This is a genomic window from Isoptericola sp. NPDC058082, assembly GCF_042885055.1.
Classification (GTDB): domain Bacteria; phylum Actinomycetota; class Actinomycetes; order Actinomycetales; family Cellulomonadaceae; genus Isoptericola.
On sequence record NZ_JBHVSQ010000004.1, the window covers coordinates 161,501 to 185,308 of the forward strand.

General features: G+C 69.7%; 19 protein-coding genes. 9 read left to right on the top strand and 10 right to left on the bottom strand.

Annotated features, from left to right (window positions below; genetic code table 11):
* Positions 1 to 69: 69 nt before the first annotated feature.
* From ACFVS0_RS07695 to gyrB, 3 genes are all read right to left on the bottom strand, one after another.
* Positions 70 to 939, bottom strand: coding sequence for a DUF3566 domain-containing protein (locus ACFVS0_RS07695; RefSeq protein ID WP_430587612.1), 870 nt, complete (start codon positions 937 to 939; stop codon positions 70 to 72).
* Entirely contained in the window at positions 939 to 3,533 is a 2,595-nt protein-coding gene (gyrA, locus tag ACFVS0_RS07700; protein WP_430587735.1) for a DNA gyrase subunit A, read from the bottom strand. Before gyrA ends, ACFVS0_RS07695 begins: the two co-directional genes overlap by 1 nt.
* Positions 3,534 to 3,676: 143 nt before the next feature.
* Positions 3,677 to 5,788: a DNA topoisomerase (ATP-hydrolyzing) subunit B gene (gene gyrB / locus ACFVS0_RS07705; protein WP_430587613.1), complete on the bottom strand. Its 2,112-nt coding sequence runs from the start codon at positions 5,786 to 5,788 to the stop codon at positions 3,677 to 3,679.
* 442 nt (positions 5,789 to 6,230) lie between these two features.
* On the opposite strand from gyrB, the gene ACFVS0_RS07710 reads away from it, so the two are divergent.
* Positions 6,231 to 7,790 (top strand): LPXTG cell wall anchor domain-containing protein, encoded by a 1,560-nt coding sequence (locus tag ACFVS0_RS07710; RefSeq protein ID WP_430587614.1) that lies wholly within the window; start codon positions 6,231 to 6,233, stop codon positions 7,788 to 7,790.
* 81 nt (positions 7,791 to 7,871) lie between these two features.
* On the opposite strand, the gene ACFVS0_RS07715 is transcribed toward ACFVS0_RS07710, so the two are convergent.
* The 5 genes from ACFVS0_RS07715 to dnaA all read right to left on the bottom strand — a co-directional run bounded on the left by ACFVS0_RS07715 (position 7,872) and on the right by dnaA (position 13,825).
* Positions 7,872 to 8,366, bottom strand: coding sequence for a DUF721 domain-containing protein (locus ACFVS0_RS07715; protein ID WP_430549500.1), 495 nt, complete (start codon positions 8,364 to 8,366; stop codon positions 7,872 to 7,874).
* Between the two features lie 100 nt (positions 8,367 to 8,466).
* The gene (gene recF, locus ACFVS0_RS07720; RefSeq protein WP_430587615.1) at positions 8,467 to 9,657 is read right to left on the bottom strand and encodes a DNA replication/repair protein RecF; all 1,191 of its coding nucleotides are present in this window, start codon (positions 9,655 to 9,657) and stop codon (positions 8,467 to 8,469) included.
* A gap of 32 nt (positions 9,658 to 9,689) precedes the next feature.
* Positions 9,690 to 10,583, bottom strand: coding sequence for a phosphogluconate dehydrogenase (NAD(+)-dependent, decarboxylating) (gnd, locus tag ACFVS0_RS07725; protein ID WP_430587616.1), 894 nt, complete (start codon positions 10,581 to 10,583; stop codon positions 9,690 to 9,692).
* Positions 10,584 to 10,627: 44 nt separating this feature from the next.
* Positions 10,628 to 11,761, bottom strand: coding sequence for a DNA polymerase III subunit beta (dnaN, locus tag ACFVS0_RS07730; protein ID WP_430549419.1), 1,134 nt, complete (start codon positions 11,759 to 11,761; stop codon positions 10,628 to 10,630).
* A 648-nt stretch (positions 11,762 to 12,409) separates the two neighbouring features.
* On the bottom strand, positions 12,410 to 13,825 hold the full coding sequence (gene dnaA / locus ACFVS0_RS07735; protein WP_430549418.1) for a chromosomal replication initiator protein DnaA: 1,416 nt from the start codon (positions 13,823 to 13,825) through the stop codon (positions 12,410 to 12,412).
* Between the two features lie 407 nt (positions 13,826 to 14,232).
* Between dnaA and rpmH the strand changes: the two genes are divergently transcribed.
* The 8 genes from rpmH to ACFVS0_RS07775 all read left to right on the top strand — a co-directional run bounded on the left by rpmH (position 14,233) and on the right by ACFVS0_RS07775 (position 20,188).
* Positions 14,233 to 14,370 (top strand): 50S ribosomal protein L34, encoded by a 138-nt coding sequence (rpmH, locus tag ACFVS0_RS07740; RefSeq protein WP_013840089.1) that lies wholly within the window; start codon positions 14,233 to 14,235, stop codon positions 14,368 to 14,370.
* 3 nt (positions 14,371 to 14,373) lie between these two features.
* A complete protein-coding gene (gene rnpA / locus ACFVS0_RS07745) occupies positions 14,374 to 14,763 on the top strand; it encodes a ribonuclease P protein component (RefSeq protein ID WP_430549417.1) in 390 nt (129 codons plus the stop codon).
* A complete protein-coding gene (yidD, locus tag ACFVS0_RS07750; RefSeq protein ID WP_430549416.1) occupies positions 14,760 to 15,083 on the top strand; it encodes a membrane protein insertion efficiency factor YidD in 324 nt (107 codons plus the stop codon). The genes rnpA and yidD overlap by 4 nt, the downstream gene beginning before the upstream one ends.
* Before the next feature lie 57 nt (positions 15,084 to 15,140).
* Complete coding sequence (yidC, locus tag ACFVS0_RS07755) at positions 15,141 to 16,076, top strand: membrane protein insertase YidC (protein WP_430544843.1); 936 nt, start codon at positions 15,141 to 15,143, stop codon at positions 16,074 to 16,076.
* 23 nt (positions 16,077 to 16,099) lie between these two features.
* A complete protein-coding gene (locus ACFVS0_RS07760) occupies positions 16,100 to 16,630 on the top strand; it encodes a protein jag (RefSeq protein ID WP_430549415.1) in 531 nt (176 codons plus the stop codon).
* 76 nt (positions 16,631 to 16,706) lie between these two features.
* Entirely contained in the window at positions 16,707 to 17,369 is a 663-nt protein-coding gene (gene rsmG, locus ACFVS0_RS07765) for a 16S rRNA (guanine(527)-N(7))-methyltransferase RsmG (protein WP_430587617.1), read from the top strand.
* A gap of 289 nt (positions 17,370 to 17,658) precedes the next feature.
* Positions 17,659 to 18,603, top strand: a complete 945-nt coding sequence (locus ACFVS0_RS07770; protein ID WP_430587736.1) for a ParA family protein — start codon at positions 17,659 to 17,661, stop codon at positions 18,601 to 18,603.
* Between the two features lie 166 nt (positions 18,604 to 18,769).
* Positions 18,770 to 20,188 (top strand): ParB/RepB/Spo0J family partition protein, encoded by a 1,419-nt coding sequence (locus ACFVS0_RS07775; RefSeq protein ID WP_430587618.1) that lies wholly within the window; start codon positions 18,770 to 18,772, stop codon positions 20,186 to 20,188.
* Positions 20,189 to 22,368: 2,180 nt separating this feature from the next.
* On the opposite strand, the gene trxA is transcribed toward ACFVS0_RS07775, so the two are convergent.
* Both trxA and trxB read right to left on the bottom strand, forming a co-directional pair.
* Positions 22,369 to 22,701: a thioredoxin gene (trxA, locus tag ACFVS0_RS07780; protein ID WP_429762817.1), complete on the bottom strand. Its 333-nt coding sequence runs from the start codon at positions 22,699 to 22,701 to the stop codon at positions 22,369 to 22,371.
* Positions 22,702 to 22,735: 34 nt separating this feature from the next.
* The gene (gene trxB, locus ACFVS0_RS07785; RefSeq protein ID WP_430549411.1) at positions 22,736 to 23,785 is read right to left on the bottom strand and encodes a thioredoxin-disulfide reductase; all 1,050 of its coding nucleotides are present in this window, start codon (positions 23,783 to 23,785) and stop codon (positions 22,736 to 22,738) included.
* Positions 23,786 to 23,808 lie beyond the last annotated feature (23 nt).

Below are 23,808 nucleotides of genomic sequence, written 5' to 3' on the forward strand. Positions count from 1 at the left end.
CGCGCGGGTCCGTTCCCAAACCGGGGGTGCCGTCGCGCAGTGTGACGTCGGTCCCGGTCGGGACGGGGTTCACTCGTCCGTCAGCGTGAGGTGCACGCCGCCGACGAGAGCTGCGGTGATGTTGTACAGGATGGCCATGATCGTGGCGAGCGCGGTCAGCAGCACCACGTTGACGATGGCGATCAGCACCGACAGGGAGACGACCCGGTCGAACTCGATGAACTGCATGAGGTTCACGGCCTGCGGGCCGATCGTCTCGCTCAGGAAGCCCTGGATCTTCGCGAACGTGCCCATGTCGTTGAGCACGTACCAGACCACCATCGTCGCGACGACGGTGATGAAGCCGATCGCGACGGACAGCAGGAACGCCAGCTTCATGATCGACCACGGGTCGACGCGCGAGACCGACAGCCGCACGCGGCGCGCGCCGGCGCCGGGCTGCGCGGCCCCGACCATCGGGCTCCCCACGGGGGCCGCGGCGGCGGGAGCGGCCGTCCCGTGCACGCCACCGGCCGAGTAGTGCATCTCCGGACGCGGCTCGGCGGGCTTCGCGGCGTTCTTGGCCGTGCCCGCGACGCCGGTGCTGCCCGCGCCGTCCTGCGCCTTGGCCGGCGCCTCCGGCATGACCGACTGGACCTTCTTCGCCGCGCTCCGCGCGGCGGCGAGGGCGGCGGCAGCGGCCTTCACCGCGCCTTCCTTGACGGGGGACGCGCCCTGGGCGGCGGTGGTGCCGTCCGAGGTGACGCCGGCAACGGGCGACGGGGCGGTGACCGGCGGTGCGGGCGGTGCGGGCACCTCACCGAGTCGGACGGCGCCGGCGGACGCCGCGGCCGGCGCCGCGCCCGCAGCCGGGCTGCGGCGGTGGGTCGAGTCGTCGATCTCCGCCTCCCGCGTGGGAGGCGCCGACGACGCCCGGGTCGACGCGCTGTTCTCCGTCATCAGTCCTCGTCCCCGCTCGTGGTCTGCTCGTCGGCGGCCTGCTCGTCCACGCTAACCGACTCGTCGCCGCTTGCCTCGTCGACGTCCCGACGCTCGACGTTACGGGCGACGGCGATGATGCGGTCCCCGCGGTCGGGCTTCGCGAACGTCACGCCCTGCGTGGTGCGGCCGGTGAGGTTCACCTCCGCGACCGCCGAGCGCACGATCTTGCCACGCTCCATGATGACCAGCACCTCGTCGTCCGCCTCCGTGACCAAGGCCCCCACGAGGTCTCCACGAGCCTCGACCAGGTTGGCGACCTTGATGCCGTAGCCGGCGCGGCCCTGGACGCGGTACTCCGTGATCGCGGTGCGCTTCGCGAAGCCGCCCTCGGTCACGACGAACAGGTCCGTCCCCGGGGTGACGACGTCCGCGTTGAGCAGCTCGTCCTCCTCACGGAACTTCATGCCGGTGACGCCGGACGTCGCGCGGCCCATCGGGCGCAGCGTGTCGTCGTCGGCGGGGAAGCGGATCGACTGGCCCTTGCGGGACACGAGGATGAGGTGGTCGTCCGCGTTCACGAGCCGCGCCGCGACGAGCTCGTCGGGGTGGCCCTCGTCGTCCTCGCGCAGGTTGATGGCGATGAGGCCGCCCGAGCGCGGCGAGTTGTACTCGCCCAGGCGGGTCTTCTTCACCAGGCCGCGACGGGTCGCGAGCACCAGGTAGTCCGCCGCCTCGTAGTCGGGCAGGTCCAGCACCTGGGCGATGTGCTCGCCGGGCTGGAACGCCAGCATGTTCGCCACGTGCTGGCCCTTGGCGTCCCGACCGCCCTCGGGCAGCTCGTAGCCCTTGGCGCGGTACACCCGGCCGAGGTTCGTGAAGAACAGCAGCCAGTGGTGCGTCGTCGTGACGAAGAAGTGCTCGACGATGTCGTCCTCGCGCAGCGCGGCGCCGCGCACGCCCTTGCCGCCGCGCCGCTGGGCGCGGTAGCTGTCCGAGCGGGTGCGCTTCGCGTACCCGCCGCGCGTGATCGTGACGACGACCTCCTCCTCGGGGATGAGGTCCTCGACCGACATGTCGCCGTCGAACGGCAGCACCGTGGTGCGGCGCTCGTCGCCGTAGCGCGCGACGATGTCGTCGAGCTCGTCCTGGACGATGGTCCGCTGGCGCTCCGGCTTCGCGAGGATGTCCTTGTAGTCCTCGATCTCCCGCTGGAGGGAGTCGTGCTCGTCGATGATCCGCTGGCGCTCGAGGGCGGCGAGCCGGCGCAGCTGCAGCGCCAGGATCGCGTTCGCCTGCTGCTCGTCGACGTCAAGCAGCTCCATCAGGCCGGTGCGGGCCTGCTCGGCGTCGGGCGAGCGGCGGATGAGGGCGATGACCTCGTCCAGCGCGTCGAGGGCCTTGAGGTACCCGCGCAGGATGTGGATCTGGCGCTCGGCCTCCGCCAGCAGGTACTCGGTGCGCCGGCGGACGACCTCGATCTGGTGCGTGGTCCAGTGCCGCACGAAGGCGTCGAGGCTGAGCGTGCGCGGCACGTCGTCGACGAGCGCCACCATGTTCGCGCCGAAGCTGAACTGCAGCGGTGTGTGCTTGTACAGGTTGTTCAGAACGACCTTGGCGATCGCGTCGCGCTTGAGCACGATGACGAGGCGCTGGCCGGTGCGGCCCGACGTCTCGTCGCGGATGTCCGCGATGCCGGCGAGCTTCCCGTCGTTGACGAGGTCCGCGATCTTGCTGGCGAGGTTGTCCGGGTTGACCTGGTACGGCAGCTCGGTGATGACGAGGCAGATCCGGTTCTGGATCTCCTCGACGTTCACGACGGCGCGCATCGTGATGGAGCCGCGGCCGGTGCGGTACGCCTCCTCGATGCCCTTGGTGCCGAGGATCGTGGCGCCGGTCGGGAAGTCCGGCCCCTTGATGCGGAGCATCAGTGCGGCGAGGAGCTCCTCGCGCGACGCGTCGGGGTTGGCGAGATGCCAGCGCACGCCCTCCGCGACCTCGCGCAGGTTGTGCGGCGGGATGTTGGTCGCCATGCCCACCGCGATGCCGGCGGAGCCGTTGACCAGAAGGTTCGGGAACCGGGCGGGCAGGACGACGGGCTCCTGCGTGCGGCCGTCGTAGTTGTCCTGGAAGTCGACCGTGTTCTTCTCGATGTCCCGGACCATCTCCATGGCCAGCGGGGCCATGCGGCACTCGGTGTACCGGGGGGCGGCGGCCGGGTCGTTGCCGGGCGAGCCGAAGTTCCCCTGGCCAGCGACGAGCGGGTAGCGCAGCACCCAGTCCTGCACGAGGCGCACGAGGGTGTCGTAGATCGCGGTGTCGCCGTGCGGGTGGAACTTGCCCATGACGTCGCCCACGACGCGCGAGCACTTCGAGTACGCGCGGTCAGGGCGGTAGCCGCCGTCGTACATCGCGTACAGCACACGGCGGTGCACCGGCTTGAGGCCGTCCCGCACGTCCGGGAGCGCACGCCCGACGATGACGCTCATCGCGTAGTCGAGGTAGCTCCGCTGCATCTCCAGCTGGAGGTCCACCTGGTCGATGCGGCCGTGCTGCACCGTGACCGCACCGTCGGTCGTGTCGATCGCCTCGTCGTCCGGGGCGCCGTCCGTCATGTCGGGACCGGGGTTCTCGTCCGTCACCGTCTACCTTCTTCCTGTCCTGCGCCGCCGGGGCGCGGGTTCCGTCGTCCTCGAGATCATGGATGGGCTGACGTACAACGACGTCCGTACGAGTTGTACGGCGTCGTCGTCAGCCGCTAGATGTCGAGGAAGCGGACGTCCTTGGCGTTGCGCTGGATGAAGCTGCGGCGGGACTCGACGTCCTCGCCCATGAGCACCGAGAAGATCTCGTCGGCCGCGGCCGCGTCGTCCATGGTCACCTGCAGCAGCGTGCGGTGCTCCGGGTCCATCGTGGTGTCCCAGAGCTCGGTGTAGTCCATCTCGCCCAGACCCTTGTAGCGCTGGATGCCGTTCTCCTTGGGGATCCGCTTGCCGGCCGCGATCCCTTCCTTGAGGAACGCGTCCCGCTCGCGGTCGGAGTACACGTAGTCGTGCGGCGCGTTCGACCACTTGAGCCGGTACAGCGGCGGCTGCGCCAGGTACACGTGGCCGTGCTCGATGAGCGGTCGCATGTACCGGAACAGCAGCGTGAGCAGCAGGGTGCAGATGTGCTGGCCGTCGACGTCGGCGTCGGCCATCAGCACGATCTTGTGGTACCGGAGCTTCGAGATGTCGAAGTCCTCCCCGATACCGGTGCCGAACGCCGTGATGAGGGACTGGATCTCCTGGTTGGAGAGCGCCTTGTCCAGCCGGGCCCGCTCCACGTTGAGGATCTTGCCGCGCAGCGGCAGGATCGCCTGGTTGTGCGGGTTGCGGCCGCGGACGGCGGAGCCACCGGCCGAGTCGCCCTCGACGATGTAGACCTCGCAGTCCTCGGCGCGGTTGGACTGGCAGTCCTTGAGCTTGCCGGGCATCCCGCCGGAGCTGAGGATCCCCTTGCGTCGCGTGGCCTCGCGCGCCTTGCGCGCCGCGATGCGCGCCTGCGACGCCTGGATGGCCTTGCGGATGACGTCGCGCGCCTCCGTCGGGTGCGCGTCGAACCAGTCGACGAGCTTCTCGCGCACCACGCGCTGCACGAACGTCTTCGCCTCGGTGTTGCCGAGCTTCGTCTTGGTCTGGCCCTCGAACTGCGGCTCGCCGAGCTTGACGGAGATGACGGCGGTGAGCCCCTCGCGGATGTCGTCGCCCGTGAGGTTGTCGTCCTTCTCCTTGATGATCTGCTTGTCGCGCGCATAGCTGTTCACCAGGGTGGTGAGCGCCGCGCGGAAGCCCTCCTCGTGCGTGCCGCCCTCGGTGGTCGAGATGGTGTTCGCGAACGTGTGCACCGACTCGCTGTACGCGCTGGTCCACTGCATCGCGATCTCCACCGAGATCTTCCGCTCCGTGTCCTCCGACTCGACGTCGATGATCTCGGGGTGGATGAGCTCGGACTTCTTGGCCGCGTTGATGTGGGCCACGTAGTCCGTGAGGCCGTTGTCGTAGCGGTACGTCACCGTCCGGACGGGGTTCGCGACCTCGGCGTCGGCGGCGCCGTCGGCGGCGGTGACGTCGGTGTCCGCACCCTCCGGGGCCTGGCCGGCGACCTCGTCGTCCGCGACCGCGTGGCCTGCGCGCTCGTCGCGCAGCGTGATCTGCAGGCCCTTGTTGAGGAACGCGTACTGCTGGAAGCGCGAGCGGAGCGTCTCGAAGTCGTAGTCCGTGGTCTCGAAGATCGAGTCGTCGGCCCAGAAGGTCTGCGTGGTGCCGGTGGGCTCGCCCTCGGCGAGCGGCTCGAGCTTCTGCACCTCGGTGACGGGCTCGCCGCCGTCCCGGTACTCCTGGCGCCAGTGGAAGCCGTCACGCTTCACCTCGGAGACGAAGCGGGTGGACAGCGCGTTCACCACCGACATGCCCACGCCGTGCAGGCCTCCGGAGACGGCGTACCCGCCGCCGCCGAACTTGCCTCCCGCGTGCAGGATCGTCATGACGACCTCGAGCGTCGGCTTGCCCTCGGTGGGGTGCATCGCGACAGGGATGCCGCGCCCGTTGTCGCGGACCCGGACGCCGCCGTCGGCGAGGAGGGTCACCTCGACGCTGTCGGCGTGACCCGCGAGGGCCTCGTCCACAGAGTTGTCCACAATCTCGTAGACCAGGTGGTGCAGGCCTCGCTCGCCCGTCGAGCCGATGTACATGCCCGGGCGCTTGCGGACGGCCTCCAGGCCCTCCAGGACGGTGATGTTGCCGGCGTCGTACCCGCTCCCCGGTCCGGCGGCTCCGTTGGCTCCGTTGGCGACAGTGTCGGGACGGGGGGTGTCGGTTCGGTCTGCCACAGGCGGAGCTGCTCCTCGGTCGTCGTGCACGCGCCGACGCTTCGTGCAGTGTGCAGGCGGCGCGGCTCTCAGGTTCCGGGCTGCGCTCGACCGAGCCGTGCGAGAGGTCGCAGCACGACCCGGAATGACCGTCCCAGTCTACCTGCCAGAGGCAAGGAAACGGCGGATTGACGCCGCTGGAGGGAAGTTCCGCACACGTTGTCCACAGGTCGTGGACGACGGGCTCTCCACAGCCTTGTCCACAGTGTTTTCCTCAGGGTTGTCCACAGTTTGGGGGCGATCAGCGCCACTCCTCCGGAACGTCGGGTATTTGTGCTCTGACCGTTATCAACGACTCTCCCGATTTACTCCAAAACCTGGTGTACTACACGACGATTCCCCGTTCCGCACGTCGACTGGCGCGCGCCTGTGCACCGGTCACCACCGAAGGGACAACCCCACAGTGAAGAGGACCCTGGCAGGCGTCGCCGCGACGACGCTCGCCGTCGGAGGGATGCTCGTCGCCACCGCGGCGCCGGCCTCCGCCCACACCCCGCGAGTCAGCGACTCCTGTACCAGCCTCGAGGTGAAGCTCACCCAGTACCAGGGCGCCGACGTCGTCGTCACCATCGACGGCGCGATCGCCGCCGACGAGTCCTTCGGAGACTCGTGGCGCCGCACCTTCGAGCTCGACGGGTCGAAGGCCCACGAGTGGTCGGTGCAGGTCGACGCCCACGACGGCGACCGCTACGACTGGCCGCGCACCCCGGAGGAGGAGAAGGACGCGAAGGGCACGACGACGCCCTGTGTCCCCACGACGCCGGAGCAGCCCGAGGGCACCGACGTGCAGGTCGGGATCTACCTGTACCCGAAGCTCGACAAGGACAAGCCCGCCGCGTGGGAGAACTCCGGGAAGCAGCAGCTGCTCGGCACCACGCCGCTCACCGTCCCCGAGGACGAGCTCACGAACGACCAGCACTGGTACACCGAGCTCCCGGAGACGGACGCGCTCGACGACATCGACCTCTGCACCGGCTGGGGCATCCAGCAGGACCTGGTGCGCGGCGGCGTCGACGACTACACGATGCCCGAGACCATCACGTACCCGGACGGCTCGTCCATGGACGGGCACCTGGTCGACTGGCAGCACCAGGAGCTGAGCGACTTCGGCATCGAGCTGCCGTCCACCGAGGACTGCGCCACGCCGACCGAGCCGGAGGTCCCGGAGCCCCAGGTCGTGGTGCCGCAGGCGCCGGCCGCGCTCGAGATCTGCGGCGCGGACGCGTCCGACGTCATCCTCCCGGCGGACACGGGGGACGTCACCTACCTCACCACCGAGCAGGGCGTGCTCGCCGTGCCGACCGAGGGGCGCACCTTCGGCGACGACCTCGCCGGGTACACCCGCACCGAGGGTGGCGACGTGATCTTCCCGATCGAGCAGCTCGTCCCGTCGGAGGAGGACTGCGCGCTGGTCCCCGGTGACATCGGCGCGGTCTGCGTGGGCGACACGCCCTACCTGGACTACGGCGTCTCCCTGCCCGAGGGCGTCGAGGTGGACAACGACACTCCGCTGACCATCACGTTCCTCCACCCGGAGGGCGGCGAGAACTACGTCGCCGCCGACCAGCCGCTGGAGGGCGAGCTGCTGTGGCCGGGCGCCTCCGACACCGCGCCGAAGCAGTGGCCGGGCTGGGAGCAGCAGGACGACGGCTCCTACGTGGAGACCGACGGGAACTACGCCTGGACGCGTGACGACGTCGAGGTGCTCTTCGAGGTCAACCCGGAGTACTCGCAGATCGTGAGCTACCCCGAGGCCAACACCGAGTGCGCCAACCCGATCGGCGCCGGCGGCGCGGACGTGGAGGTCGTCGCGGACGACACCGACGTCCCGCCGGCCGAGGCCGAGGGTGCCGACGAGCTGCCGCAGACGGGTGCGACGGTCGGCGTCTTCGCCGGGATCGCCGCGCTGCTGATCGTGGGTGGCGGCGTGCTGTTCTGGCTGCGTCGCCGCATCCAACACTGACGCACCGACGCACTGAGCGAACGACGGGCCCGGCCGCACCTGCGGCCGGGCCCGTCGTTCGTCTCGTCGTCGCCCCGGACGTCAGCCGTAGGTGTCGCGGGGGCCGGGGCCGCGTACCGACCGCCGTCCACGGCGGAATCCCGGCCCGGCAGGCCCGAGCACGGTGACCTGCTCGACCACGCCCTCGCCGACCTCTTCCTCGAGCCGGCGGAGCAGCGTCGGCACCAGCAGTCGCACCTGTGTGGCCCAGGCGGTCGAGTCGGCGCGCACGACGAGCACCTTCTGCTCGAAGGTCTCCGGCTGGCAGTGGTCGGCGACCTGGGCGCCCACCACCTCCCGCCAGCGCCCGATCACGCCGCCCACGGAGACGTCCGCCGTCCACCCCTTGTCACGCATGAGTCGCCCCAGCACCTCCGACAGGAGCTGGGGATCGCGGGCGCCCGGCCCCTGCCCGGACAGGCGCGGCTCCGCGAGGGGGGAGCGTCGCGCCGGCGAGCCCGGCCGGAGTCCCTTGGCCCGCGCCGCCGCCTTCGCGCGGTTGAGGGCCTCCCGCGCGACCGCCGAGGGCGGCGTCAGCTCGGTGCGGTCCTTGACCGGTCGCGGGTCCTCGCCGGACGACGTGCCGCCCGCGTCGTCGCCGTCGTCGGGGAGGTCGCCCACGACGCTCTCGCCGTCGTCACTCCGCACGACGCACCTGGCCGGGCGTGACCTCGAACCGCGCACCGAGCAGTCCCGGCGGGACGTCGTCGGGCACTGCGGCGGTCACGAGCACCTGACGTGCCGGCGCGACGAGCTCCGCCAGCCGTTCCCGACGTCGCACGTCCAGCTCGGCGAAGACATCGTCCAGGATCAGCACGGGATCCGCGTCCGTGTCGAGGTCGGGGTCCCAGAACGCGGCGTCCGGCACGTGCTCCGGCTCGTCGCCGCCGCCGAGCAGCCGGTACGACGCGATCCGCAGCGCCAGCGCGAACGACCACGACTCCCCGTGGCTCGCGTACCCCTTGGCCGGCAGCCCACCGAGGGCGAGGACCAGGTCGTCGCGGTGCGGCCCGACGAGGCTGACGCCGCGCTCCAGCTCCTGGCTCCGCGCCTCCGCCATCGCCTCGAGGATCGCCTTCTCCAGGTCCTCCGCGGCGCGAGTCGTCCCGTCCGCCGTCCCCGGGACGCTGGAGCGGTACGCGAGCTCGGCATCCCCGTCGGCGTCGCTGACCTGCGCGTACGCGGCCGCGACGTGCGGCCGCAGAGCCTCCACCAGCGCCAGCCTCATGGCGAGGATCTGCCCGCCGAGCTGCGCGGCCCGTGCGTCCCAGACCTCGAGCGTGCTCGTGTCCACAGGTCCGGCACCAGACCGGCGTGCACCGCGCAGCGACTTCAGCAGCGCGGACCGCTGGCGCACCACGCGCTCGTAGTCGCCCAGCAGGCCCGCCGCCCGGGGGAGGAGCTGCACCACCAGCTGGTCGAGGAACCGGCGCCGACCGTCGGGGTCGCCCTTGACGAGCGCCAGGTCCTCCGGTGCGAAGAGCACCGTGCGCAGGATGCCGAGCACATCGCGGGCCCGGCCGAGCTGGCCGCGGTTCACGCGCGCGCGGTTCGCCTTGCCCGCGGTGATCTCCAGCTCGACGGTCGATGCCCGATCCCCGCGCACGATCCGGGTCCGGACCACGGCCCGCTCCGCGCCGGCCCGGATGAGGGGGGTGTCGTTCGCGACCCGGTGGCTACCGAGTGTCGCGACATAGCCGATCGCCTCGACGAGGTTGGTCTTGCCCTGGCCGTTGCGCCCGACGAACGCATTGGGGCCGGGTTCGAGCTCGACGTCCGCTGCGGCGTACGAGCGGAAGTCGAGGAGGGAGAGGTGGGAGACGTACATCTAACCTGCTCGGCGGCCTGGCACCGCCGGCCTCACTGCGCGGGCTTGACCGCGTGCCCACCGAACTGCTGGCGCAGCGCGGCCACGGCCTTCATCGCCGGGGACTCGTCCTGCCGAGACGCGAAGCGGGCGAACAGCGCCGCGGAGATCACGGGAAGGGGCACGGCGTTGTCGATGGCCTCGTCGACGGTCCAGCGGCCCTCGCCCGAGTCGTCGACCCAGTCGTCGATCGCGGCCAGCGCCGGGTCCTCCTCGAGCGCCTTGACCATGAGGTCGAGCAGCCACGACCGCACGACCGTGCCGCGCATCCACGCCTTCATCGTGCCGTGCACGTCCGTGACGATGTCCTTGGCCGCGAGGAGCTCGTAGCCCTCGGCGTAGCTCTGCATGAGGCCGTACTCGATGCCGTTGTGCACCATCTTCGCGAAGTGCCCCGCGCCCACCTCACCGGCGTGCACGAAGCCCTCCTCGCGCGGCCCCTCGGGGCGCAGCACGTCGAAGACCGGCATGAGTGCCTCGACGTGCGCGCGGTCTCCGCCGCACATCAGGCCGTACCCGTTCTCCAGGCCCCACACGCCGCCGGAGACGCCGACGTCGACGTACCCGATGCCGCGCTCCGCCAGCTCCGCCGCGCGGGCCTGGTCCTCCGGGTAGTGCGAGTTGCCACCCTCGACGACGACGTCGCCCTCGCCCAGCAGCGTGCCGAGCTCCTGCACGACGCCGCGCGTCGGGTCGCCGGCCGGCACCATCACCCACACGACGCGACGGTCCGCGGGCAGGGCGGCCACGAGGTCCGCGAGCGACGCGACGTCGGACACCTCGGGCCGCGGGTCGTACCCGGTGACCTCGATGCCGCCGCGGCGCAGCCGCTCGCGCATGTTGTTGCCCATCTTGCCCAGACCGACGAGTCCGATGTGGCTGACCATGGGTACCTCCGGGGACGGTGCGGGGCGAACGGGCAGGACGGCGCTCAGCCGGCGAAGCGGATCGGCACGAGCAGGTAGCGGTAGTCCGACGAGTCCTCGCCGTCGAGCGACTCCTGGCCGGTGAACTCCACCGGCTTGTTCGGGTGCGTGAACGAGAGCCGGACGAAGTCGGTGCCGAGCGCGCCCAGACCGTCCAGCAGGAACTGCGGGTTGAACGCGACCTGGATGTCCTCGCCGACCAGCACCGCCTCGAGCGCCTCGGACGCCTGCGCGTCGTCGCCCTGACCGGCGTCGAGCACGACCTGACCGTCCGTGAAGGACAGCCGGATCGGCGTGTTGCGCTCCGCGACCAGGGACACGCGCTTGGCGGCCTCGATCAGCGGCGCCGTGGCGACGACGGCATGGATCGGCGTCGCGTCCGGGAACAGCCGCCGCACGGGCGGGTAGTCGCCGTCGACGAGCTGCGACGTCGTGTGGCGGCCACCCGCCTCGAACCCGATGAGGTCGACGCCCTGTCCGGTGGACAGGCCGACGTTCACGAGGCCCCCGCCCCCGCCGAGCGACTTCGCGACGTCGGTCAGGGTGCGTGCGCGCACGAGCGCGACGGCCGAGTAGCCAGGCGTGGCAGGCGTCCAGGTGAGCTCGCGCAGGGCGAGCCGGTACCGGTCGGTGGCGATGAGGGTGATGCGTTCGCCCTCGATCTCCATGCGCACGCCGGTGAGCAGGGGGAGCGTGTCGTCGCGGCTCGCGGCCACGCTGACCTGCGCGACGGCGTGCGTGAGCGCGTCGCCGGTCACGGTGCCGCTGAGCTCGGGCATCTGCGGCAGCGCCGGGTAGTCCTCCACCGGCATCGTCAGCAGCGTGAAGCGCGAGGCACCGCACGTCAGGACGACCTTGGTGCCCTCGAGCGTGACGTCCACGGGCTTGTTGGGCAGAGCGCGGGAGATCTCGGCCAGCAGCCGGCCGGAGACGAGCACCGTGCCAGGCTCGGAGACCTCTGCCGGGATCTCCGCCCGCGCCGACACCTCGTAGTCGAAGCTGGACAGCCAGATGGTGCCGGCCGTGTCGACCTCGATGCGGACGCCCGCGAGCACCGGTGCCGGCGGGCGCGTGGGGAGCGTGCGCGCCGTCCAGGTCACGGCCTCGGCCAGGACGTCACGCTCAACCCGGAACTTCATCCCACTCCTCGCGTTGTCGACCCTTGTCGATCGAAGCGGACGTGCGGGCGTGGGGTCGGTGGCCCAGGACCGGCCCGGACCGTCGACGTGACCCGACCTGCCTCGTCGTCCGAGCCAAACCCTACGCGAGACAGGGGCTCTTCGGCACGTGATCCTCAGGCCGAGGCGGGCCTCGCCCTGGATCGACGAGCCGGCCTGATGAAGGTGTGTGGAATTTCTTCTTGATCAATCGTTCGTCATCGTCATCGGGGTTGTGGAATCTGGGGATGACCGGTGTTTGCGCAGGTCAGCGCACTGGTCGGGGTGTGGAGGCCGTGGGGGCGCAGCTGTGGACAACACCTTGGGCCTGTGGGCGACGGAATCTGTACCCACAGCCGTCCACCGATCGGGGCGTCGTCGTCCACGGATCCGAGGCTGTCGTCCACACACATCCACAAGTTTGTCCACAGGTGTGAATCTCTCTGCGGCGTGCGCGCTGGTCGTTGTCCACGATTTTGCTCCACAGGCCTGGGGACAGATGGCGCGCAACCGGCTGTTTCCGGGCATTCCCCTGTGGGTGGGCATGTGGAGAGACGCCGACGGGCCCGGATCCACAGCCCTGTGGAGAGCGTGGTCGGGCCCGTGAGGCGTCCGTCGAGCGGCGAGACGTCAGCCGCGGTGCTGCTGCTTGATGCGGCTCGTGAGCTCGGTCACCTGGTTGTAGGTGGAACGGCGCTCGGCCATCTGGCCCGCGATCTTCTTGTTCGCATGCATCACGGTGGTGTGGTCACGGCCGCCGAACTGCTGGCCGATCTTGGGCAACGACAGGTCCGTGAGCTCGCGGCACAGGTACATGGCGATCTGTCGGGCCGTGACGAGCACGCGCGAGCGGGAAGAGCCGCACAGGTCGTCGATCGTGAGGCCGAAGTACGCGGCCGTCTGCGCGATCACCATCGACGGGGTGATCTCCTGCGTGTCGTCGTCGGTGATGAGGTCCTTGAGGACGATCTCCGCGAGGGCGAGGTCGACGGCCTGCCGGTTGAGGTTCGCGAAGGCTGTGACGCGGATGAGCGCGCCCTCGAGCTCGCGGATGTTCGTCGAGATGCGCGAGCCGATGTAGCTCAGCACCTCGGCGGGGACGTCGAGCCGCTCGCTCGCGGCCTTCTTGCGCAGGATGGCGATGCGGGTCTCGAGGTCCGGCGGCTGCACGTCCGTGATGAGGCCCCACTCGAAGCGCGACCGCAGCCGGTCCTCGAAGCCGTTCAGCTGCTTGGGCGGGACGTCGGAGGTGATCACCACCTGCTTGTCCGCGTTGTGGAGCGCATTGAAGGTGTGGAAGAACTCCTCCATCGTCTGTTCCTTGCCCTCGAGGAACTGGATGTCGTCGATGAGGAGGACGTCGACGTCGCGGTAGCGGCGCTGGAAGGCCCCTGCGCGCCCCTCGCCGATGCTGTTGATGAAGTCGTTCGTGAACTCCTCGGAGTTCACGTAGCGCACGCGCACATGGGGATAGAGGTTGTGGGCGTAGTGGCCGATGGCATGGAGCAGGTGCGTCTTGCCGAGCCCGGAGTCCCCGTAGATGAACAGCGGGTTGTAGGCCTTGGCGGGCGCCTCGGCCACCGCGACGGCGGCAGCGTGGGCGAACCGGTTGGACGAACCGATGACGAAGGTCTCGAAGATGTACTTCGGGTTGAGCCGCGTCGGCTCGGCCGACTGCTTGGGACTCGGCGGCAGCGGAGGCGCCTCCGGCTCGTCGGGGACACCCGGCTCCGGGGGAGCGGTGTAGTCCTGCGACGGCCCGGTGAGGGTGTCGCTGCTCAGTTCGGGATCCACCGTGATGCCGAAGCGGATGTCGCGGCCGAGCGTGGAGGCCATCGCCGAGACGAGCTGGTCGCGAACGCTGGTCTCGAGGTAGGCGCGGGTCTGCTCGTGCGGCACCGCGATGAACACGGTGTCCTCCAGGATCGCCATCGGCTTCGCGAGCTTGATGAACGCGAGCTGCCGGGCGGTCATGTCCGGCCGTGCCTCGAGGGTGGCGAGCGTGTGTGCCCAGACGTCGGTGATGTTCTCGTCCGGCTGGGCCACGGGCGTCGTCCTTCGGGTCGTTCGGGATGGTCAGCGAGGTCGCGAGTCTGCCACGCCAGATCTCCGTCCACAGTGTTGTCCACATGCTGTGGAACCTGTGGACAAGGCTGTGGACGATGAACGTACCGGGCGGCCGGCGCGACGTCGCGCCGAGGTGCGTGAGGTCCTCCACATCGTAGCCACCGGCCGGTGCGGGTCGCCCCTGGGCGGGTTTGACCTGAGGGGTCTCCTCGGCGTAACGTCAGACAGCCGTTCCAGGTCCTTTCGCGCGCCCTTATCCGGGCTGCCGGTCCTCGGGTCGGCCCGGTCGGTGCTTCCACGTCTCGTACGCGAGGCCTGACCTGCGACAAGACCTGCATCGTCGAGGAAATGACGGTGTGCCTCCCCGACGTTTCTTGGAGTACCTCGTGAGCAAGCGGACCTTCCAGCCGAACAACCGCCGTCGTGCCAAGACCCACGGCTTCCGGCTGCGCATGCGCACCCGTGCCGGCCGCGCCATCCTGGCGAACCGTCGGCGCAAGGGTCGCGCCGAGCTCTCTGCCTGACGGATGCTGCCCGCGGCGCACCGACTGCGCCGTTCCGTCGACTTCGAACGGACGGTGCGCCGCGGCACGCGTGCAGGTCGATCGACCGTGGTGGTGCATCTCCTTGTCGACCCCGACGCCGGCCCTGAGGCCGGCGTCGGTGCTGTCGCGGGCCATGCACCGTCACAGGTCGGTCTTGTCGTATCCAAGGCCGTGGGGAACGCCGTGCACCGCAACCAGGTGAAACGCCGCCTGCGGCACATCGCGGCGGCGCACCTCCCCGCGCTCCCCGCCGGAGCCCGGCTGGTGGTTCGCGCACTGCCGGCCTCGAGCGGCGCCACGTACGCCGAGCTCGACAGCGACCTCACGAGCAGCCTCGACCGCGCCGTCGCGCGCGCACGGAGGACGACGTGACCGCCTCGACGCTCGACCGCGGGCGGAACGTGCTGCGGAACCTCCCGGCCACCGTCCTCATCGGCGTCCTGCGCGTCTACCAGTCGGTGATCTCCCCGCTGACTGGGCCTACCTGCAAGTACTACCCGTCGTGCTCCCAGTACGCGATCATCGCGATCCGTACGCATGGCACGCTACGGGGAACCGGCCTCGCTCTGTGGCGGATCCTGCGGTGCAACCCGTGGAGCCTCGGCGGAGTCGACGACGTCCCACCGGCTCGTTCCCACCACGTCGATGTCGACGCGGCGGGTCACGAGCACCGCGGCGCAGCACACCACTGACCCTCCCGGACCGCGCCGCCGGGGACGCAGACTTTCCGACAGAGGAGACAATTCGGGATGTTCGACACCATCCTCTACCCCATCGAGTGGGTCGTGGCCTGGATCATGTACGGGGCTCATGCCCTGTTCACGACCCTCGGGATGCAGGACGGCCCTGGCTGGGCGTGGGTGTTCTCGATCGTCGCTCTGACGGTCGTCATCCGTATCGCGCTGATCCCCCTCTTCTTCAAGCAGATCAAGGCCTCGCGCGGGATGCAGATGATGCAGCCCGAGCTGCAGGCGGTGCAGAAGAAGTACAAGGGCAAGACGGATCCCGCGTCCCGTGAGGCCATGGGCCGCGAGACCATGGAGCTCTACCGCAAGCACGGCACCAACCCCATGGCGTCGTGCCTGCCGATCCTCCTGCAGTCCCCGATCTTCTTCGCGCTGTTCCGGGTGCTCAACAACCTGCAGGGCATCGCGGAGGGCACGCACAAGGCGATCGGCCCGATCGACCAGCGCATCGCCGGCGACATCGAGTCGTCGAGCCTCTTCGGGGCCCAGCTCTCCGACGTCTTCCGCACCACCGACTCGATGACGTCGCGCGTGGTCGTCATCTGCCTCATCGTCCTGATGAGCGCCACGATGTTCTTCACCCAGCGTCAGCTCACGATGAAGAACATGCCCAAGGCCGCCCTCGAGGGGCCGATGGCGAGCACGCAGAAGATGATGCTCTACATCCTCCCGGTGATCTTCCTGATCTCGGGCATCAACTTCCCCGTCGGTGTGCTGATCTACTGGGTCATCTCGAACCTCTGGTCGATGGGCCAGCAGTTCTACACGATCAAGAAGATGCCGGCTCCCGGCTCGGAGGCGGAGCGTCTCCTCAAGGAGAAGCAGGCGCGGAAGGCCGCGGCCAAGGGGGCCATCGAGGCGACTCCTGAGCCCGAGCCCGAGAAGCCCCGTGGGCAGCGCGAGCAGCCCAAGCGCAAGAACCGCCAGAAGCGCCGTTGAGCAGCGAGAGGAATCGAACACCGATGACGACGGACACGCCGGTGGAGCAGGGTCCCGACCGTACGAAGCGCCTCGAAGAGGAAGGCGAGATCGCGGCGGACTACCTTGAGGAACTCCTCGACATCGCCGACCTCGACGGGGACATCGACCTCGACATCCAGCACGACCGGGCCGCGGTCGAGATCGTGGCTGACGAAGACGAGGACCTGTCGGCTCTCGTCGGGCGTGACGGCGAGGTGCTCGAGGCGCTGCAGGAGCTCACCCGGCTCGCCGTTCAGGCGCGTACGGGGGAGCGGAGCCGGCTGATGCTCGACATCGCCGGGTTCCGCTCGGCGCGTCGGCAGGAGCTGACCGTGCTGGCCGAGGACGCGATCCGCCAGGTGCGCGAGTCTGGTCGTGAGGTCGAGCTCGACCCGCTCAACGCCTTCGAGCGCAAGGTCGTGCACGACGCCGTCGCGGCGGCGGGCCTGGTCAGTGATTCGCGAGGCGTGGAGCCGTCACGGTACGTGGTGGTCCAGCCGGCCTCGGAGCAGGACGCCGCGCCGGAATCCTGAAAGACGATTCGAGAGCCCGTTGTTTCACGTGAAACGACGGGCTCTCGGCATGTGGTGGCAGTGCAAGGGAGAGATCATGAGCGACGAGACACGGGCCCCGACGGGCGACGATGACGCCGAGCTCGGTCGGAGCGACGCTGTGCGCGCGTACTTCGGGGACCGGTACGAGCTGGTGGCGCAGTACGCCGCGAGCCTGAGGGACGAGGGCGAGCTGCGCGGCCTGATCGGTCCACGAGAGGTCGCACGGCTGTGGGAGCGGCACATTCTGAACTCGGCTGCCGTTACCCCCTACCTCGGCGACACGCGTTCGGTGGCGGACATCGGTTCGGGCGCGGGTCTGCCGGGGATCGTGCTGGCGATCCAACGCCCGGACGTCGAGGTTCATCTCATCGAGCCGATGGAGCGTCGGACGGCGTGGTTGCAGGAGTGCGTCGAGAGCCTGGGCCTGGAGAACGTGCAGGTGAAGCGGGGTCGCGCGGAGGAGTACCACGGCGCCTTCGAGGTGGACGTCGTGACATCGCGCGCGGTGGCGGCTCTGAGCAAGCTCGCGCGGATGAGCCTTCCGCTCGTTCGGAAGGGCGGTGCGATGGTCGTGCTGAAGGGCCGCAACGTCGAGCGAGAGATCGAGCCGGCGCGCAAGGTGCTGCGGTCCTTCAAGACTGCTGAACCGGAGATCCTCGAGGGCCGCACGGTCGACAACGTCGAACCCACGACGATCCTCCGCGTGCGGCGCTCCTGACTGTCGTTGGTCCTCGGCCCGTGGACGTTCTGCCTGTCCACGGGCCGGAGTTTTGACCCGTCCGGACGTCGGTGAGGCCGTAGAGTGAGCGCGGAGCACCGGGCCGTGGCGTCGTACGTGCCGCGACTCGGGTGCAAGTCCCTGTGACGAACCGGAGGAGTGGCACGTGAGCACGAGTACGGAGCACGTCGACGACGTCCCGCAGAACGATGGGACCGCGACGGCTGATCCGCACGTTTCACGTGAAACCGCGCCCGCCCTGTCGTGGGCCCAGGGAGGACTTCCTCCTGTGATCGACGGTCATAGGGCGGCACTCGTCGCCTCGGTTCCTAAGGCCGACGAGTCCACCCCCCTCGCAGCGCAGCTCGCCATCGACGCGCGGCGCCGGATCGAGCTGCAGGGTCGGCAGTTCCCCCGCCCCGCTCGTACCCGGATCATCACGGTGGCGAACCAGAAGGGTGGCGTCGGCAAGACCACGACGACGGTGAACATTGCCGCCGGCCTGGCCCAGTCGGGACTGAAGGTGCTGGTGATCGACAACGACCCCCAGGGGAACGCCTCCACGGCGCTCGGGCTGGAGCATCGTGCCGGGACGCCGTCGATCTACGAGGTACTCGTCGAGGATGAGCCGCTCGCCAACACGGTCCAGGAGTGCCCGTCGGTTCCCGGTCTCTATGGGGTGCCGGCAACCATCGATCTCTCCGGGGCCGAGATCGAGCTCGTCTCTCTCGTTTCACGTGAAACACGTCTGCGGCGGGCGCTCGACGCGTACCTGTCCGAGCGGGAGGAGCGAGGCGAGGAGCAGATCGACTACGTGCTGGTGGACTGCCCCCCGAGCCTCGGCCTGCTCACGGTGAACGCGTTCGTCGTGGGGCGCGAAGTGCTGATCCCGATCCAGTGTGAGTACTACGCGCTCGAAGGGCTCAGCCAGCTCCTCAAGACGATCGAACTGATCAAGGCGCACCTGAACCCCGAGCTTCGTGTCTCGACGATCCTCCTCACGATGTATGACGGCCGGACGAACCTGGCACAACAGGTCGCGGCGGAGGTGCGCGAGCACTTCCCCGACCAGACGCTCAGAACGACCGTCCCGCGCTCGGTCCGCATCTCTGAGGCCCCGAGCCACGCGCAGACGGTCATGACCTACGATCCGGGCTCGACGGGATCCTTGGCCTACCTCGAGGCCGCCCGAGAGCTCGCCGAGCGCGCGCCGCAGCGCTCTGACCTGCGATGAAGCCGGGTTCTGCCGCGAACCCGTCGCTGGCGCGTGCGATGGTGAACGTGCTCGATGTCGCGGCCCGTGGTGGGGCTGGCGAAGGTTCCTCGTCGGTGCGGAGACGGGGCGGAAACTTCAGGACGAACAGGGGAGCGGGGAGCCGGATGGTTCAGGAGGCTGGAGCATGAGTCAGAAGAAGCGTGGCCTGGGGCGCGGGCTCGGCGCGCTGATCCCGTCCGGGCCCGAGGGCGACCGTCCCGTCGACGTCTTCTTCCCTGCGGGCGAGGGTCGCGACTCGACGGAGAGCGGCAGCACGGTCTCCACGGTCGGCGCGGACCGTCCTGCTGGCGAGAACGGCGAGGACGCAGGCCGTACTTCGCGGCGCTCCGCCTCGTGGGACTCCGCGATCGCGGGCGGTCGGCTGAGCATCCGAACGGGTGGCGAACCGCAGGCGAAGGGGCCCGGCGCCGGAGGTTCTGGCGCCCCTACCTCGGTTCTGACCGACGAGCCGGTCGCCCCGACGGGTGAAAGTGGGTCGGGCGCCGAGCGTGTGGCGGAGGAGTCGCTGGGCGCTGACGGTCTGTCGCTGGGGCTGATCACGAGCATCGAGTTCCCGGACGTGGACGAGACACCTGACTCGTCGTCGGACCACGGGCCCTTGGATGGGGCGGGGAGTGCTCCGGAACAGCCTGCGACGGAGGACGCGTCAGGCGCGGACGATGAGCTCGCTGCCCCCGTTTCACGTGAAACGGAACTCAAGCCGGTTCCGGGGGCCCGGTTTGCAGAGATCTCCGTCGAGTCGATCCGTCCCAACACCTGGCAGCCGCGAACCGTCTTCGACGACGGCGACCTCGACGAACTGGTGGCTTCGATCTCGGAGATCGGTGTTCTTCAGCCGATCGTGGTGCGTCCTGACGCCTCCGACCCGGACCAGTACGAGCTCATCATGGGTGAGCGACGGTGGCGTGCGAGCCAGGCTGCAGGCCTCGACACGATCCCGGCGATCGTGCGTGAGACCGATGACAGTGACATGTTGCGGGACGCGCTCCTGGAGAACCTCCACCGCGCGGCGCTGAATCCCCTGGAGGAGGCAGCCGCCTACCGCCAGTTGCTGGACGACTTCGGGTGCACCCACGAGGAGCTGGCGACGCGGATCGCGAGGTCTCGTCCGCAGATCTCGAACACTCTTCGTCTCCTGAAGCTGCCGCCCCTGGTCCAGCGCCGGGTCGCCGCGGGGGTTCTCTCGGCAGGTCATGCGCGCGCCCTTCTCTCGCTCAGCGATGGGGCAGAGATCGAGCGGCTCGCTCAGCGCATCGTCTCCGAGGGGCTCTCTGTGCGAGCGACGGAGGAGATCGTCACGCTCCTGACCAGCGGTAACACCGATGTGCCGGGCCGACGTGCACCGCGCGCGGGTCAGCGCAGCGAGGCGATGGACGAGCTCGCGACGCGACTGGCGGATCGGTTCGAGACCCGCGTCAAGGTGAGCATCGGGAAGACGAAGGGCCGCCTGACCGTGGAGTTCGCCTCGGTCGAGGATCTGAACAGGATCCTGGGAGTGATGGCGCCCGAGGACCCGGGCCTCCTGCGGTCGGGACCCGCCTGACAGTCGGCAGCAGCGGACGGGCATCGCTCCTCAGAAGGAGCGATGCCCGTTCTGCGTCGCGGAGAACGAGGGTCCGCGAACTCGTCGTCCACGGCCCAAGGGGGTAGGGGCCGAAAACCGGGGAGGCGCGCCCCGCGCGTGCGGAGCGTGTTCCTCGTTCGCGGTGATGGTGCGAGCGGGCCACGCCGTCATGTTTCACGTGAAACGCGGGCCAGGCAGAACCCACCGGCGGCCGTACGGTGTCGTGGCGGGGGAGGTGATCGTGGCGGCGCGTGTCCGGTGCTGGCCGGATCAGACGGTCCAGGTCGTGCCCCAGCATCCACGATGACCTGGGCGGAGTAAGCGCTGACGTCCGACGGTGTAGCGACGACGGTGCGCACCGTTCTCTGAAGCGAGCGGAGTCGATCGACGCCCGGTGGCGCGCGTCGATGCCAGGGGGTTCGGGGAGCTGACCTGCGTCGACATCCCGCACGCGGAGCGGGGTTCCGGTCTCGTTCCGGTAGGCACGCGTCCGCAGCGCAGCGATCTCCCGATTCCAAGGCTCGTGAGTGCGACCCAGGTGGCCGGAAGGGCTCCGGCGCTCCGGCGTACCCAGGGTCGGCATCGCATCGGAGTCCGAAGAGCGCCGCACGACCTGGCCGAACGCGCGCAGTCCCGGAACAGGCTCTCGAGGCGGAGCGGTCCATGGATCCATGGATCCATGGGTCCGTGGGGGAGTGCACGGGTGTCGGCCAGGCCGCTTCCTCGTGAGTGGCGGGACGAGGTTGGGCACACCCGGATGCCTTGGCGAGTGCGGAGGGGGCGGCGACCGCCCTGACTGGGCCCGCACGGCCTGGCGGCAATCGCAGACTGCGCTGGCCGTTCCACGTGAAGCATCAACCGGCACCAGCACCGGTTGGCCGTGGGGCCGATGAGGGAACGCGCCGGGCCTTCCACTCAGATGCGTCCTCGATGTTTCACGTGAACCCCAGCCGTGGAGTCGTGCGGGTGGCATGAGGACGCGTACTGGCTCCTCCCTGGTGCGCTGCAGCAACCAGAGCCGGCAGGTGGGCGGGCGGCTCCAGTGCGCGAGTCAGGGACGCCGGACCGTGGGGTCGGGACCGCGGGCATGCCATCCATGCCTGCTGTTCATCGACAGGTGACCCACGAAGAGGGGGGCCATGTGTCTGCGAGCTCGATCAATCTCCGGCGCCGGGCGCAAGCAGACGTCGGATCGGCGCAGGTCACGGGCCTGGCCGCTGCACCGAGTCGGTACGCCGTGCGGCCGCTGCCGACTCTGGTGGGGGCGAACCCGGACGTCCGCACCGGCACGGAGGTCGGCTCGGAGCATCGGCGACGTCATCCGATCGGGAGGTCAGAGGCGAGTCATGCAACCTCTGACTCCCCGGATGATGACGCCGAGACGGCGACGACGATCCGACAGCTTGGGTCGACCTGAACGAGGAACAGAAGAGATGTGCGGGTGCGGAGGGGCTGGGCCCACCGGCTCCGATCATCCGTGCGGGTCGGACCGTGGAGACGATGGCGGCGGGCGGCGTCGCAGCGGACGGGACAAGGCGTCGTCGTGATGAAGCCGCGGGACCTCGTGGCGGGCACGACCCGTGCAACGTCAGGTCCGCTCGTGCACAGACTGCCCGGGCGACTTCGGCGCTCACGACTCTGGTGCGACCGGCGACGGTCTACCGACTCGTCCAGGCCTCGGGGAGCATCGTCGCTATCCCGTCATACAGCCGGATTCCGGGCAGACGCGTCGAACCGGCGCCGCCGTGATGGCCGAGGGTCGGCGGCCGGCGGACCAGTCGGCTCAGGGCACGGGCTGGAGACACCGGCATGGTCCGCCCGTGTGGGCGGACGAGCGCTTGGGGAGCGGGAGTTCGCGTTCGCGGGCAGTGCTGGCAAGGACTCGGCACCGATCACCGTCTGTCGCGGTGTCCCACGCGGATCGACGACGGCGCCCGCGACGCGGAGTGGCCGATGGGCGCCGGTGGCCTGCTGACAGGATTGCGGTGGTTGGGGCCGGCGCGACCGCAGACGGGAACCGTCAGCCCCGGGTGGCCGAGTCGTCAGGCACAGCGGGCCGAGCGGCGGTGTTGATGCCCGGCCGCCCGAGCACAACCAGCCGGGCGCGACGAAGGCCGCCCCTGTTTCACGTGAAACACGGGCGGCCTTCGTTGAGGTGATCAGGCGCTCGGCGCGAGGACCGCCTCGATCTCCTCCTGCAGAGCGCGCTTCGGGCGAGCACCGATCACGGACTTCACGAGCTCGCCGCCGGAGTACACGTTGAGCGTCGGGATCGACGTGATGCCGTAGGCCATCGTGGTGGCCTGGTTGGCGTCGGTGTCCAGCTTCACGATCTTGATCTTGCCCTCGTACTCGTCCGAGAGCTCCTCGAGGATCGGGGCCACCATGCGGCACGGGCCGCACCAGGTCGCCCAGAAGTCGACGAGAACGGGGACGTCGGACTCGAGTACCTCGGCCTTGAACGTGTCGTCGGTGACGGCGACTGTAGCCATGGTTCGCTCCTTCGGGATCGGTGGGGGAAAGGGGTCAGCCGGCGACGGAGTCGAGCGCGGCGGGGAGACCGTCGGGGTTGGGCACGGCAGGGGTGCCGGCGAGGGACTGCTCGCCCTCGGCGTCGGCCACCTCGGTGAGGTAGGCCTGCGCGTCGAGCGCGGCGGCGCAACCCGAGCCGGCCGCGGTGATCGCCTGGCGGTAGGTGTGGTCCACGGCGTCGCCGCAGGCGAAGACGCCCGGCAGGTTGGTCCGCGTGGAGCGGCCCTCGACGAGGATGTAGCCCTCGTCGTCGAGGTCGATCTGGCCCTTGACCAGGTCGGTGCGGGGGTCGTGACCGATCGCGACGAACAGGCCCGTGGTGTCGAGCTGGCGCTCCTCGCCCGTGACGGTGTCACGCAGCGTGAGGCCGGCGACCTTGTCCTCGCCGGAGATACCGGCGACCTCGCTGTTCCAGGCGAACTCGATCTTCGGGTCGGCCTGGGCCCGGTCGGCCATGATCTTCGAGGCGCGGAGCGAGTCGCGACGGTGCACGATCGTCACCTTCGAGGCGAAGCGCGTGAGGAAGGTCGCCTCCTCCATCGCGGAGTCTCCGCCGCCGACGACGGCGATGTGCTGGTCGCGGAAGAAGAACCCGTCGCAGGTGGCGCACCACGAGACGCCGCGGCCGGAGAGCTGCTTCTCCTCGGGCAGGCCGAGCTCGCGGTACGCGGAGCCCGTCGCGAGGATGACGGCGCGCGCCTTGAACGTCTCGCCACCGCCGGTGACGACCGTCTTCACGTCGCCGGTGAGCTCCACCTGCTCGGCGTCGTCCCACAGCACGCGGGCACCGAACTTCTCGGCCTGCTCGCGCATGGCCTCCATGAGGTCCGGCCCCTGGATGCCGGCGGGGAAGCCGGGGAAGTTCTCCACCTCGGTGGTGTTCATGAGCGCACCACCGGCGGTGACGGACCCCGCGATGACGACGGGTGCCAGACCAGCCCGCGCGGCGTACACGGCCGCCGTGTAGCCGGCCGGGCCCGAGCCCACGATGACGATGTCGTGCACGGTGGCCTCACCGGTGGTGTTGGTCGGCTGATCGGTCACGTTCTCTCCTGCTCGTCTGGTGG

What these genes read in the sequence shown, in the direction of transcription:
- rnpA (WP_430549417.1), top strand. Translation starts at nt 14,374, where the DNA reads ATGCTGCCCGCGGCGCACCGACTGCGCCGTTCCGTCGACTTCGAACGG.
- ACFVS0_RS07760 (WP_430549415.1), top strand. Translation starts at nt 16,100, where the DNA reads ATGACGACGGACACGCCGGTGGAGCAGGGTCCCGACCGTACGAAGCGC.
- recF (WP_430587615.1), bottom strand. Translation starts at nt 9,657, where the DNA reads ATGTACGTCTCCCACCTCTCCCTCCTCGACTTCCGCTCGTACGCCGCA.
- gyrA (WP_430587735.1), bottom strand. Translation starts at nt 3,533, where the DNA reads ATGACGGACGGCGCCCCGGACGACGAGGCGATCGACACGACCGACGGT.
- yidC (WP_430544843.1), top strand. Translation starts at nt 15,141, where the DNA reads ATGTTCGACACCATCCTCTACCCCATCGAGTGGGTCGTGGCCTGGATC.
- dnaN (WP_430549419.1), bottom strand. Translation starts at nt 11,761, where the DNA reads ATGAAGTTCCGGGTTGAGCGTGACGTCCTGGCCGAGGCCGTGACCTGG.
- gnd (WP_430587616.1), bottom strand. Translation starts at nt 10,583, where the DNA reads ATGGTCAGCCACATCGGACTCGTCGGTCTGGGCAAGATGGGCAACAAC.
- ACFVS0_RS07695 (WP_430587612.1), bottom strand. Translation starts at nt 939, where the DNA reads ATGACGGAGAACAGCGCGTCGACCCGGGCGTCGTCGGCGCCTCCCACG.
- rsmG (WP_430587617.1), top strand. Translation starts at nt 16,707, where the DNA reads ATGAGCGACGAGACACGGGCCCCGACGGGCGACGATGACGCCGAGCTC.
- trxA (WP_429762817.1), bottom strand. Translation starts at nt 22,701, where the DNA reads ATGGCTACAGTCGCCGTCACCGACGACACGTTCAAGGCCGAGGTACTC.
- ACFVS0_RS07775 (WP_430587618.1), top strand. Translation starts at nt 18,770, where the DNA reads ATGAGTCAGAAGAAGCGTGGCCTGGGGCGCGGGCTCGGCGCGCTGATC.